This window comes from Streptomyces sp. NPDC056231, assembly GCF_048270745.1.
GTDB lineage: Bacteria > Actinomycetota > Actinomycetes > Streptomycetales > Streptomycetaceae > Streptomyces.
In genome coordinates this window covers 21,773-35,076 of the sequence record NZ_JBLVKW010000054.1, presented here as the reverse complement: position 1 = coordinate 35,076, position 13,304 = coordinate 21,773, and the positions used below count along the sequence as shown (strand labels likewise).

Sequence of the window (13,304 nt, the reverse complement as noted above, 5' to 3'; positions counted from 1 at the left end):
CGTTGACGTACAGCGGGTGGACCGCGGTCGGTTCGTTACTTGACCGCGCCCGCCATCACGCCGGAGACGAACTGGCGCTGGAAGGCGAAGAACACCGCGAGCGGAATCACCATCGAGACGAAGGCGCCGGGCGCCAGCACATCGATGTTGTTGCCGAACTGCCGCACCTGCTGCTGCAGCGCCACGGTGATCGGCGGGGAGTCGGAGTCCGCGAAGATCAGCGCGACCAGCATGTCGTTCCACACCCAGAGGAACTGGAAGATCCCCAGCGAGGCGATCGCCGGACCGCCCAGGGGCATCACGACCCGGGTGAAGAGCCGGATCTCGCCGGCCCCGTCGAGCCGTGCCGCCTCCAGGAGTTCACGCGGGATTTCCGCGAAGAAGTTCCGCAGCAGGAAGATCGCGAACGGCAGCCCGAAGGCGGTGTGGAAGAGAATCACGCCGAAGGTCGTCTCGAAGATCCCGATTTCACCGAAGAGCTTGGAGACCGGGACGAGAGCGACCTGCACGGGGACCACCAGCAACCCGACGACCAGCAGGAACCACCAGTCGCGGCCCGGGAAGTCCATCCAGGCGAAGGCGTACCCGGCCAGTGAACCGATCACCACGACCAGGACCGTCGCAGGCACGGTGATCATGACCGTACTCAGCAGGGAGTGGGTGATGGTCGAATTGTCCAGCAACCGGCTGTAGTTGTCGAAGGTGAGCTCGGACGGGGCGGTGAAGACCTTCCACCAGCCGGTCGCCGCGATGTCGTCGGCGCCGCGCAACGAGGAGAGCAGCAGCCCGATGGTCGGCATCAGCCAGAACAGGCCGACCAGGACGAGGAAGACCCGCATCGCGCCGCCGCCGGTGCGGGCCGCTATCCGTGCGCCGAGGGACTGCGTCGCCTTCGCCGTAGGGGTGGTCATCGGCGCCCCTCCTTCCGGATCCGGCGAATGTTGCTGTGTTCTTCCGGGGGGCAACACCCGGTCCCCCGGCCGGAGTCGGCCGTGGTCGGCGGAGTCGTCATCGGCGACCCTCCCTACGAATCCGGCGAATGTTGAAGATCATCACCGGGATCACCAGCAGCAGCAGGAGTACGGCGATGGCGCTGCCGATCCCGAGATCCGCGTCCGTGCCGAACGAGGACCGGTACAGCTGCAGCGCCAGGACGTTCGCGTCATCCTGGGAGGAGCCCGGCGCGATGATGAAGACCAGATCGAAGATCTTCAGCACGTTGATCATCAGGGTGACCAGCACCACCGCCAGGACGGGCGCGAGCATCGGCACCGTGATCCGGCGGAACACCTGCCACTCGTTCGCCCCGTCCACCCGGGCCGCTTCGAGGAGTTCACGTGGCAGACCTGCAAGGCCCGCCGCGATCAGCACCATGGCGAAGCCCGCCCACATCCAGACGTAACTCCCGATGATCCCGGGCGTCACCAGGGACGGGCCGAGCCAGTCGACCCCGTTGTACGGCTCCCTGAAGTTCGATGCGGGAAGCCTGAGCAGGGCGCCTTCGGCGGAGGCGGGCAGGGTGAACGTACCGTCCGCGGCCGCCGTGGCCGAGCCGACCACCTTGCCGTCCTTGACCGCCTCGATCTTCAGCCCCTTGAGGCCGAGTTCCTTGGCGTCGACGACATTGGGTTTCCCGCCGCCGCCCTTGGTGAAGTCCAGCCACGCGGTGCCGGTGACCTTCCCGGACTCGGTCGGGGCTGCCTTCGCCGGCTCTGCGTCCGTCGGCATCTTCGCGGGCGCCACACCGACCAGCGGCAACCCCACGGGGACACCGGCCCGTACCGGCGCCTTCGTGACGAACGACCCGCCGCCGCCCGCCTTCAGCGGATGGACCGGCAGCGGATGCGCCTTCGGATAGCCGGCCGACTCCGCGAACGTGTCGTGCACGCCCACCCAGACGGCGTTGGCGACCCCCCGCTCCGGAGCCTGGTCGTACACCAGCCGGAAGATGATGCCCGCCGCCAGCATCGAGATCGCCATCGGCATGAAGACGATCAGCTTGAACGCCGTGCCCCAGCGGATCCGCTCGGTCAGCACTGCGAAGATCAGCCCCAGCGCGGTGGAGATCGTCGGCGCGAAGACGACCCAGATCGCGTTGTTCTTGACCGCTGTGCGGATGGTGTCGTCCGTGAACAGCGCCTTGTAGTTGTCGAGGCCGGCGAAGCCCGTGCCTGCCTGGTCGAAGAACGACCGGTACACGGAGTACACGATCGGGTAGACCACGAGTGCACCGAGCAGCACCAGCGCGGGCAGCAGGAAGAGCATCGCGATGATCTTCCTGGTGCCGGTCGCGCTCCGGCGCGGGCTTGCGGGATCAGGGCGCCCGGAGCGCTCGGGGGGACGCTTGTCGGCGGGGGGCACCGAGTCGGTGCCCCCCGCTGTCGCTGTCGTCATCCCGTCAGCTCTTGTACGCCTTGGCCGCGTCGGACTCCAGTTTCGCCTGGGTCCCCGCGATGTCCTTCGGGTTCTTCAGGAAGTCCTGGAGCGTCTTCCACTCGCCCTTTCCGGGCGTCCCGCCGAACGACTGCGGAGCCTGGTCGGACATGTCGAACCGGACGGCGTCACCGGCCGCGATCAGCGCCTTCGCCATGGTGCGCTGCACCTCGTTCGGATATGCGGCGGTGTCCAGGGACTTGTTCGGCGAGATGAATCCGCCCTGCTCCGCCCAGATCTTCGCGGCATCGGCCGAGGCCAGCCAGGTCAGCAGGGCCTGGGCACCCTTGCTGTCCTTCAGCGCCACCGCCGCGTCGCCACCCGTCACCACGGGCGATTCGGCACCGACCGCCGGGAACGGGAACACCTTGGCGTCCGTGCCGATCTTCGCCTTGGTCTGCGCGATGTTGACGCCGACGAAGTCGCCCTCGAAGACCATGGCGGCCTTCGGCTGGTCACCGCCGGTGAAGGTCTGGGTGACCGAGACCGGGAACTCCGTCTGCAGGGCACCGTCGGCGCCGCCCGCGATCAGGGACGGCTTGCCGAAGAGCTCGGCGAGCGTCGTCAGCGCGTCCTTGACGGACGGGTCGGTCCACTTGATCTTGTGCTGCGCCAGCTGGTCGTACTTCTCCGGGCCCGCCTGGGAGAGATAGACGTTCTCGAACCAGTCGGTGAGCGTCCAGCCGTCCGCGCCGCCGACGGAGACCGGGGTGACACCCGAGGCGGAGACCGTCTCGGCCGTCGCCATGAAGTCCTTCCAGGTCTTCGGCTCACTTGCCCCCGCGTTCTCGAACGCCTTGGCGTTGTACCAGATCAGGGACTTGTTGGCGGCCTTGAAGTAGACGCCGTACTGGGCGCCGTCCACCGCGCCGAGGTCCTGCCAGACCTTCGCGTAGTTCTTCTCCAGCTGCGCCTTCGCGTCGGCGCCGACCGGCTTGGCCCACTTCTTCTCCACAGCCTGCTTGATCGCACCCACCTGCGGGATCATCGCGACGTCCGGCGGCTGGCCGCCCGCGATCTTCGTCCCGAGGAAGTTGACGATCGGGTCCTGCGCCGGGACGAACGTGACCGTGGCGCCCGTGCGCTTCTCGAATTCCTTGAGGACCTTCATGAAGTTGGCCTGCTCCGGCCCGGTCCAGACGGCCGCGACCGAGATCTTCTCGCCGTCCAGCTTGGGCAGTGCGACGGCCGAGGAGCTCGGCTCGTCACTGCCGGACGCTCCTCCCGTCTTTCCCTTTTCGCTGCCGCCGTCGTCGCCGCAGCCGGTGAGGGCCAGTGCGCCGACGGCGGTGAACACCATCGCGGCCCTGCGAATCCGAAGCGTTGTGCGCATCGCTGCCCCGTCTCTCCTGTGCGCGTGAACGGACGGGCGGGGCCGCCGGTCGGTCGGCGGTGCCGCTCGTCCATCAGGTCGTCCTGTGCGCACCAGTCCTACGCCCGGTGCGCGGACGCCGCAATACCGCTTTCAGCTCCAACTGATCGATTGTGATGGGCTCGTGACGTGAAGTCAGTCTTTTCCGATCGCCGGACGGGCTCGTGGAGGAAGCCCGTAGAGGCGGTCCCTCCCATGCCTCTGAGGTCATGGGAGGGACCGAGGGCGCACCGGCGACCGGGGCGAGGACGCCTCAGGACTGGTAAGGCACGAGTGGAGCTATTCGCTCGGCGTTCACCGAACGGGCGGCCCGCTCCAGCGCGCTGGCCAGCAGTGCCAGATCCGTCGGTCCGTTGCCCAGTTCCCGGACCGGGCGCCGGGTCGGCGGATCGCCCATCCGCTCCCACTCCAGTGGGACGACGGTGGGCCGCAGGGTCGCGGTGCGCGGAATGCGGCCCGTGACCCGGCCGCCCTGGAACGGTGTCACCCGCCCGTCCGGATGCCCCAGCCGGCCGCGGCCGGGTGCCGGATCCTCCGGCGAGGGTGTGGCGACGGGTGCGTCGAGCACCGCGCGCAGCCGCGCCCCACGGGCAAGCTCCGTGTTTTCCGTGCGGTCGGCGCGGGCGGACGTCGCGACCAGATGCACGCCCAGCCGGCCACCGTCCCTGGCGACGGACTCCAGCGCTCGTACGACCGAGCCGGCGGCGGGCCGTCCCGGACTGCCGAGCGCGGGGGCGACCAGGGCGTCGAAGTCGTCGACCAGCACGACGAGCCGGGGCAGCGGCGACGGACCGGGATCCGCGGACCGTGTGGCGGCGGGCCGCAGCCGGAGCGTGCCGCTCATCACCGGGTCCAGGTCACCGCGTTGCTCGGCGGCGCCGGCGGCGCGTCGGTCGACTGTCTGCTGCGCCACGTCGTGCCGGGCATGCCAGTCGTTGAAGTCGAGCTGCCCGAGCAGCTCGGCCCGCCGCTTCAGCTCGCCACCCAGGGCCTGGGCGAACTCGCGCATTCTGACCGGATCGGAGGCGACCAAATGGGTGAACGCATGCGGGAGTTCCGCGCAGGGGCGCAGGCTTTCGCCGCGCTCACCACCGGCTCCGTCGACCAGCAGGATGCCGAGCCGGTCGGGACGCGCGGCAGCGGCCAGCGAGGCGGCGACGGCTCGCAGCAACTCCGTACGTCCACTGCCGACCGGGCCCTCGATGAGGAGGTGGGGCCCTTCATCGGCCAGGTCGACACTGACCGCACCCCGGGGCCCGGCACCGAGAACGACGACGGGCCGCCCGGTGAAGGCGGAGGCGGGAGGCGGCGAGGTTGCGGTGCCGGGCGCGGCGGTGGCGGCCGTGGCCGTGCCGACGGCTGTTGCATGCTCCGCCCCGGGAACGGCAGGGGAGCCGCCGACGTCTCCTGACGCGCTGCCGTAACGCTGCGCACCGACGCGGGGTGCGGGCGCGGCGGGGTGGTGGGTGCGGCCCGAACCGGACGAGTCGGTGTCCGGGTACGGGGTCCGGCCCGAGCCGGGGGTGTCCGTGCCCGGGTACGGGGTGCGTCCGGAACCCTGCCTGCCGGTGTCCGGGTACGCGGTGCGACCCGAACCGGCCGTCGAACGGCCCTCGTCGCGGCTGAATGCATGCCGTGACGTGCCTGCGTGCGTGTCGTTCGCCGAACCGGGGTACGGCCTGCGGCCCCATGTGCCGGACGTCTCACCGTTCGGGTACGGCGTGCGGCCGGAACCGGCGGATTCACTTCCCGGGTACGGCGTACGGCCCGAGCCGGAGGACTCGCCGCCGGGATATGCGGTGCGCCCCGACCCCGCTCCGTGGTCCTCATCGGACCCCTGGGCGCCGGCATCCGTCGGGCCCGGGACCGGCACCGTGCGCTGTGCCCCCACGCGAGGGCCCGCGCTGCCCGGGTATGCCGTACGGCCCGAACCGCGGGCATCCACGGCTGCTGCTCCCGGATCGCCGGCACCGCCGGACACGGTCCCGCCGGCACCGCCGTTCCAGTTCCCCGGCCCACGCACCGTCGCCCCCGGCTGGGTCTCGGAGGTCGAGGCCCAGCGGGCCATCAGGGAGGCCGGGGTGGCTCTGGCCAGGCCCAGTTCGTCCAGCAGGCGGGCGGACCGGGGGAGGGCTGCCGTCGGCAGGCGGGCGGGCGCCGACGCCGAACCCTCCGTCCGCAGGGGTGCCAGCGCCCGCCCGAACCGCTCCGCCCAGGCCGCCGACACCGCGTCCACCGTGGCCACCGTGCCGTGGCCCGCGGCCTGTCCGCCCGCGGTGCGCAACAGCCGCAGTGCCGTTGCCACGTCGCCGCTCAGCATCCCCACCGCTCCGCATTCGCGGAACGCGATCGACGCATGGCAGGCCGCCTCGTATGTCGCGGCGACAGGCGAGGTGGGCGACGCGGCCGGCGTCTCGGCCAGACAGATCAGATGGATCCCGGCCGTCGCACCCGCGGCGGCCAGCCGTGCCGTGGTCTCGCGCAGTACCGCGGATCCGGGGTCGCCGTCGACGATCACCACGGTGAACGGGCCCTTGTACCGCCGGGCGGTTTCGGCGACCGTGCTCCGGTCGGCGCTGGCCCAGTCGGTGCCGAGCGGCCCGTCGTCCAGCCGGCGCACCAGCTCCGTCGTGCGCGCCGTCGCCTGCTCACGGTCGTACGCGAGCAGCAGCCGGCAGTCCTGTCCGTGCATCGGCCGCAGATGGGGCAGCCAGCCGAGCCACGCCCACTCGCGCCTGCGCTCGTCGGTGCTGCGGGCACGGTCTGTGCTGATGAGCACGATTTCCAGGTCGGCCGGGGAGTGCAGCGCGGCAAGCTGTGCCACCGTCGAGCGGGCGAGCCCGGCCAGCCGCTCCCGCGGACCGGCGAGCCCCAGCGAACCGGCCTCCCGCAGTCCCACGGTCACCGGCACGGCGGGCAGCTCCGCCCGGTCCGTGGTGCCGAGCCGGACCACGAGCGCCTCGGGGTGCGCGGCGTCGCGCTCCCACAGCCGGGGTCCGGGCCCGAGCGCGGTCAGCAGCACGGCCGCCGGGTCGGGCCATGTCCCCGCCGAGGACGAGCGCGGGCGCGGTACGGACGCGAGCGGGCCCGGCAGACCCACTGCCCCTGCCTCGTCGGGAGCCGCCTCGTGCACCGGCTCGCCCTTGTTCCCCGCCAGCCGGCGTGCCCAGGCCCCTATCCCGCCGCGCCGGGGTGTCTCGTCGTCCGGGAATCGGCCGGACGCCCGCCGGGCGGTGCCCCGTGCGCCCCCGTCGTCGGACCCGGCCGGTGCGCTGTCCGGGTAGGCCACGGGTGCGGCGCCCGCGCCGTACGCATGACCGGTGGCGTACCCGTCCGGTCCCTCCCAGGGGTTCCCGTCCGCCGCCCGTGCGACCCGCAGATGCCCCTCGCCGTCTGGCGCAGTCGCCAGCGACGGCGTGGGCGAGCCCGGCGTCAGCCGGAGCGTCGATTCGCCGAGCCGTAGCAGCGCGCCCGGCCTCAGCCGGACCGGCCGGTCGTGGACCTCCGTACCGTCCAGCGAGGTGCCGTTCGTGGAGCCCAGGTCGGCGACCGAGACCGCGCCGTTCTCGGAGACCGTCACCGCGCAGTGCAGCCGGGACACATCCGGGTCGTCGAGCGGGACGTCCGCGTCGGCGGACCGGCCGATCAGTATCTGTCCCCCGTGCAGCAGATGGACGCCGCCCGCATCGGGCCCCGCGACCACGTGCAACTGCGCCGGAACGGCGTCGGCCGCCGCCTCGACCTCCCCCGGGACCTGGAGCGAGAGCACCGCGCCGTCGACCAGTGGTGGCTCGCCGAGCGCGCACCGCTGCGCGTCGAGCCGGTCGCGGCCGGCGAACAGCACGACCGCTCCGCTGCCGAGCGAGCCGTCGGGCCCGGAGACGGCGGCGGCCAGGTTGGAGGCCACGGTGGCGAGTGCCGTCCCCGCGGGGGCGGTGACGAGCACGTCACAGGCGCGCGCCGGGGTCTGGCCGCTGCGCGGCGCGAGGACGGTCAGCCGGATCTGCATCGCCGTCAGCGGTCCCTTCTGCGCGGGGTGCCCGGCAGGGGAAACGCCCTGTGATTCCCCCCACCCGGCACGGACGCGTCGTCCGGTACAGGTCGTCACGTACCGCGAGGCTCCGACCCCACAGTTCCGTGCTGGAGGCATCCTCGCACCTGCCGCTGACAACGTGCCCGGGGGCCACCTCGAAGTGATCTTGAAAGGTCGGCTGTCTACCCAAAAGTGCCTGCTTGGGGCGGTAATCCGGAGAGCGCACAGAAGCCGGGCAACCATCGGAAGCCGGCCAGGCGCACGTGTGTGCGGCAACCATCTGTCCGGTGTGGGCGTCTTCTTTCGGACACGATGGCTCCCACCGCGTCCACGACCGGAAGGTGACCGGCCGGTGACCCGCTCGAAGCCCTCGGAGCGGCATTAGAGTGGGCCGGAAACTCCCGGGGCGGGCTCCGGGGGGCCGTAAGCACCACGATCAGCAGGGAGCGCATGACGTGCGGCCGGTAGGCAGCAAGTACCTGCTCGAAGAGCCGCTGGGACGCGGCGCGACGGGCACCGTCTGGCGCGCCCGCCAGCGGGAGACCGCAGGCACCGAGGCGGCCGTCGCCGGCCAGCCCGGTGAGACCGTGGCCATCAAGGTCCTCAAGGAGGAGCTCGCCAACGACCCGGACGTGGTGATGCGGTTCCTGCGCGAGCGGTCCGTGCTGCTGCGGCTCACCCACGAGAACATCGTGCGCACCCGCGACCTGGTCGTCGAGGGCGATCTCCTCGCCCTCGTGATGGATCTGGTCGACGGACCGGACCTGCACCGCTACCTCCGCGAGAACGGCCCGCTCACCCCGGTCGCCGCCGCACTCCTCACCGCCCAGATCGCGGACGCGCTCGCCGCCAGCCACGCCGACGGTGTCGTCCACCGCGACCTGAAGCCGGCGAATGTCCTGCTGTCCGAGCGCGACGACCAGATGCATCCGATGCTGACCGATTTCGGCATCGCACGGCTCGCCGATTCCCCGGGCCTGACCCGGACCCATGAGTTCGTCGGCACGCCCGCCTATGTGGCGCCGGAGTCCGCCGAGGGCCGCCCGCAGACCTCGGCCGTCGACATCTACGGCGCGGGCATCCTGCTGTACGAGCTGGTCACCGGGCGCCCGCCGTTCTCCGGCGGCACGGCCCTCGAGGTCCTGCAGCGGCACCTCAGTGAGGAGCCCCGCCGCCCCACCACCGTCCCGGCGCCGCTCTGGACGGTCATAGAGCGCTGCCTGAGCAAGGACCCGGACCGACGGCCCAGCGCGGAGAACCTGGCCCGCGGCCTGCGTACCGTCGCGGCCGGCGTCGGTGTGCACGCCACCTCGGCGCAGATCGCGGCCGCCGACGGTGTGGGCGCCCTGCTCGCACCCGACCCGGCGCCCGCAGCCGTTCCGGAAACCCCCGATGCGGCCGACCCGACGCAGGTGCTGCCGAGCAATGCGGGTGCGTACGACCCGAACGCGGCGACCAGCGTCATGCAGCACCCGCCCGGCCACGGGTACGGACAGGGGCAGGGCCAGGGCGGGCACGCCGACCCGACCGCGGTCATGCCGCCCGTGCCGCAGCGCCCCGACGGCCCGCCGCAGCCCGACGGACCGCACCCGTGGCAGTCCCAGCTGCAGGCGGCCCGCGACCGCAACGAGCAGACGCAGGTCCAGTACCTCGATCCGAGCCAGGATCCGCTGCGCCGTCGGCCGCAGCGCCAGCAGCCGCAGCAGGCTCCACAGCACCACCAGCAGTCGCCGCAGCACCAGCAGTACCCGCAGCAGCCGCAGCGCCAGCAGTACCCGCAGCGCCGCCAGCAACCGCAGTACCCCCAGCAGCAGTACGCACCTCCGCAGCAGCCGGCGCCCCAGCGGCCGGCCCCGCGCCAGCCCCGCGAGCCGAGGCAGCGCAGCGCCAACCCGATGAAGATCCCGGGTCTCGGCTGCCTCAAGGGCTGCCTCTTCACGGTGGTGCTGCTCTTCGTCGCGGGCTGGCTGATCTGGGAACTGACGCCGCTGCAGGACTGGATTGGGCAGGGGCAGAGCTACTGGCAAGCGATCAGCGGCGCGGTCTCCACTGTCACCGACTGGCTCTCGAAACTGGGCAGCAGCAGTGGCGGCTGACCGAGCCCGCATCACCAACTTCGTAGCTTTGTCGACTTCTGTGGAGCGATTTCGCCTGCAGAAGTGAAGGTTGGCGCCATCCAGGGCACGTAACACCCCGATCGCCGCGTAACTTTGTCGACCGGGGGTCCAACGCCAGCCGCTGAGGGAGCAGTCTTGGCACGGAATATCGGCAGCCGGTACACCGCCCACCAGATCCTGGGGCGCGGCAGCGCCGGCACGGTGTGGCTCGGCGAGGGTCCTGAGGGCCCCGTCGCCATCAAGCTGCTCCGCGAGGACCTCGCGTCCGATCAGGAGCTGGTCGGACGCTTCGTGCAGGAGCGCACCGCGCTGCTGGGGCTCGACCACCCGCACATCGTCGGCGTCCACGACCTCGTCGTGGACGGCAACGACCTGGCGCTGGTCATGAACCTGGTACGCGGTACGGATCTGCGCACCCGCCTCGACCGCGAGCGCCGGCTCGCCCCCGAGGCGGCGGTCGCGATCGTCGCGGACGTCGCGGACGGCCTCGCGGCCGCGCACGCCGCCGGAGTGGTCCACCGCGACGTCAAGCCGGAGAACATCCTGCTCGACATGGAGGGACCGCTCGGCCCCGGCGGCTCGCACCCCGCGCTGCTCACCGACTTCGGCGTGGCCAAGCTGATCGACACCCCGCGCCGCACCAAGGCCACGAAGATCATCGGTACGCCGGACTATCTGGCCCCCGAGATCGTCGAGGGCCTCCCGCCGCGCGCCGCCGTCGACATCTACGCCCTCGCGACGGTGCTGTACGAGCTCCTCGCGGGCTTCACGCCCTTCGGTGGCGGCCACCCCGGCGCGGTGCTGCGCCGCCACGTCACGGAGACTGTGGTCCCGCTTCCGGGCATCCCCGAGGAGCTCTGGCAGCTTCTGGTGCAGTGCCTCGCCAAGGCCCCGGCCTCCCGGCTGCGCGCCTCCGAACTCGCGGCGCGTCTGCGCGAGCAGCTCCCGCACCTGGCCGGCATCCCGCCCCTGGACGTCGACGAGCCCGGCGCCGAACCGGAACCGCAGCCCTACGACGAGCAGCAGTACACCCCGGCCCCCGACGAGCCCCGCCGTCGTGGCGCGGTCCCGCTGGTCCCCGGCGCCTCCCCGGACTCCAACCGGGACACCCACACCAGCATGCGCGTCCCGGGCCCCGACGAGCTCTCCGGCGGCCCCCGGGGCACCGCCCGGGCCCCCCGCGCCCCGGGCCAGCCCCGTCCGGGCTCGGCGCGGAACAAGTCGGCGGCCATCCGTAAGCGCCGCATCACGCTGGGCGCGGTGGCGCTGGTGCTGTGCGCGGCCCTGGGTGTGGGCGGCTGGCTGGCCCTCGGCGGCAATGACGCGGACGCGACCCCGCAGGACACGAAGAGCGCGGTGCCGGCGGCTCCGTAACCGCGCCGTGACCGCAAGGATCCCCGCGGAAAGGACGGCCCGGGGATGGTCCGAGCCGACAGCCGTTACGCTGGACCCGTGGCAGTCGTCGATATTTCCGAAGAGCTGAAGTCCCTCTCCTCGACCATGGGGTCGATCGAGGCCGTCCTGGACCTCGAAGCGCTGAGGGCGGACATCGCCGCGCTCGAGGAGCAGGCGGCGGCGCCGTCCCTCTGGGACGACCCGGAGGCGGCGCAGAAGATCACCAGCAAGCTTTCGCACCTCCAGGCCGAGGTCCGCAAGACCGAGGCCCTCCGCGGCCGTATCGACGATCTTGAGGTTCTCTTCGAGCTCGCCGAGGACGAGGGCGACGCCGACGCCCTCGCCGAGGCCGAGAGGGAGCTGGCGTCCGTCAAGAAGGCGCTCGACGAGATGGAGGTCCGTACCCTCCTCTCCGGCGAGTACGACGCCCGTGAGGCGCTGGTCAATATCCGGGCCGAGGCCGGTGGCGTCGACGCCGCCGACTTCGCCGAGAAGCTCCAGCGCATGTACATCCGCTGGGCCGAGCGGCACGGGTACAAGACCGAGGTCTACGAGACGTCGTACGCGGAAGAGGCCGGCATCAAGTCGACCACCTTCGCCGTCCAGGTTCCGTACGCCTACGGCACGCTCTCCGTCGAGCAGGGCACCCACCGGCTCGTCCGGATCTCGCCCTTCGACAACCAGGGCCGTCGCCAGACGTCCTTCGCGGGCGTCGAGGTGCTGCCGGTCGTCGAGCAGACCGACCACATCGAGATCGACGAGTCCGAGCTCCGCGTCGACGTGTACCGCTCCTCCGGTCCCGGTGGCCAGGGCGTCAACACGACCGACTCCGCGGTGCGCCTGACCCACCTGCCGACCGGCATCGTCGTCTCCTGCCAGAACGAGCGCTCGCAGATCCAGAACAAGGCGTCCGCGATGAACGTCCTCCAGGCGAAGCTCCTCGAGCGCCGCCGCCAGGAGGAGCAGGCCAAGATGGACGCGCTCAAGGGCGACGGCGGCAACTCCTGGGGCAACCAGATGCGTTCGTATGTCCTGCACCCGTACCAGATGGTCAAGGACCTGCGCACGGAGTTCGAGATCGGCAACCCGGACGCGGTCTTCAACGGCGAGATCGACGGCTTCCTGGAGGCGGGCATCCGCTGGCGGAAGCAGCGCGAGAAGTAACCACCGAAGCGTACGAACGGCGGTGCCGGGCCCCTCAAGGGGTTCCGGTACCGCCGTTCTCGGTAGCCGGACCCGGTTCGGCCGGCACACGCAATTCCGCCCCAGGAAGGGGAGTTGGGGCTGCTAATTGCGTGGGTGCCATGGTGACTGCATCACAGTCGTGACCCTGAATGACGGTCAACCGGCCGTAAAGCGGTGCACATTGCACGGAACGGGCTTGACGTAGTCCTTATCTCTGGACAGGGTGCTACTGCAGCATGCGTATGTCTGGGACGGGTGGGAACGGGGAGGGTGGCTTGGCTACGGCCCGACGTGGCCCCGGCCGAGTGCGTAACCCCCGGCAGAGCCGTGAGCCCGCATATGGCTGCTCCACTGACGAGAACAGCTACTGGGGGTAGCAGCAGATGACCAAGAAGACGCGAGTCCGCGTCGCGCGGATAGCCGCAGGTGCGGTAATCGCCGCGGGTGCCTCGCTGACCGCTGCCGGCGCGGCGCAGGCCGTCGGCATCGGAGTCAACATCGGCGGTCTCTCCGCCCACGCGGAGGCCGACGACAGCGGCCTGGGCATCGACGCCGGACTCGGTGCCGAGAACGGCGCGGACGCGGCGGGCGGCGGTGACAACGGAGGTCAGGGCGGTACGACCTCCAACGGCGGTGCGGCCGACAACGGTGGTGGCAACGGCAACGGTGGCGCGGCCGACAACGGTGGTGGCAACGGCAACGGTGGCGCGGCCGACAACGGTGGTGGCAACGGCAACGGTGGCGCGGCCGACAACGGTGGTGGCAACGG

At 71.5% G+C, this 13,304-nt stretch carries 7 protein-coding genes and 1 pseudogene; 4 read left to right on the top strand and 4 right to left on the bottom strand.

What is annotated here, in order from left to right; translation table 11 throughout:
* Positions 1–35: 35 nt before the first annotated feature.
* The 4 genes from ACNPQM_RS30960 to ACNPQM_RS30945 form a co-directional block, all read right to left on the bottom strand.
* The gene (locus ACNPQM_RS30960; protein ID WP_358859331.1) at positions 36–911 is read right to left on the bottom strand and encodes a carbohydrate ABC transporter permease; all 876 of its coding nucleotides are present in this window, start codon (positions 909–911) and stop codon (positions 36–38) included.
* Positions 912–1,008: 97 nt separating this feature from the next.
* On the bottom strand, positions 1,009–2,394 hold the full coding sequence (locus tag ACNPQM_RS30955; RefSeq protein ID WP_418086561.1) for a carbohydrate ABC transporter permease: 1,386 nt from the start codon (positions 2,392–2,394) through the stop codon (positions 1,009–1,011).
* Positions 2,395–2,398: 4 nt separating this feature from the next.
* Positions 2,399–3,766, bottom strand: coding sequence for an ABC transporter substrate-binding protein (locus tag ACNPQM_RS30950; RefSeq protein WP_418086560.1), 1,368 nt, complete (start codon positions 3,764–3,766; stop codon positions 2,399–2,401).
* Between the two features lie 292 nt (positions 3,767–4,058).
* Positions 4,059–7,814, bottom strand: coding sequence for an FHA domain-containing protein (locus ACNPQM_RS30945; RefSeq protein ID WP_418086559.1), 3,756 nt, complete (start codon positions 7,812–7,814; stop codon positions 4,059–4,061).
* Positions 7,815–8,293: 479 nt separating this feature from the next.
* Between ACNPQM_RS30945 and ACNPQM_RS30940 the strand changes: the two genes are divergently transcribed.
* From ACNPQM_RS30940 to ACNPQM_RS30925, 4 genes and pseudogenes are all read left to right on the top strand, one after another.
* On the top strand, positions 8,294–9,934 hold the full coding sequence (locus tag ACNPQM_RS30940; RefSeq protein ID WP_418086558.1) for a serine/threonine-protein kinase: 1,641 nt from the start codon (positions 8,294–8,296) through the stop codon (positions 9,932–9,934).
* Between the two features lie 156 nt (positions 9,935–10,090).
* Positions 10,091–11,329, top strand: a complete 1,239-nt coding sequence (locus ACNPQM_RS30935; protein ID WP_418086557.1) for a serine/threonine-protein kinase — start codon at positions 10,091–10,093, stop codon at positions 11,327–11,329.
* Between the two features lie 78 nt (positions 11,330–11,407).
* A complete protein-coding gene (gene prfB, locus ACNPQM_RS30930; protein WP_358859325.1) occupies positions 11,408–12,514 on the top strand; it encodes a peptide chain release factor 2 in 1,107 nt (368 codons plus the stop codon).
* 404 nt (positions 12,515–12,918) lie between these two features.
* Positions 12,919–13,304, top strand: a pseudogene (locus tag ACNPQM_RS30925) (hypothetical protein); the annotation flags it as partial.

Coding starts and splice junctions, on each gene's coding strand:
- ACNPQM_RS30950 (WP_418086560.1), bottom strand. CDS start 3,766: ATGCGCACAACGCTTCGGATTCGCAGGGCCGCGATGGTGTTCACCGCC.
- ACNPQM_RS30960 (WP_358859331.1), bottom strand. CDS start 911: ATGACCACCCCTACGGCGAAGGCGACGCAGTCCCTCGGCGCACGGATA.
- ACNPQM_RS30955 (WP_418086561.1), bottom strand. CDS start 2,394: ATGACGACAGCGACAGCGGGGGGCACCGACTCGGTGCCCCCCGCCGAC.
- ACNPQM_RS30945 (WP_418086559.1), bottom strand. CDS start 7,814: ATGCAGATCCGGCTGACCGTCCTCGCGCCGCGCAGCGGCCAGACCCCG.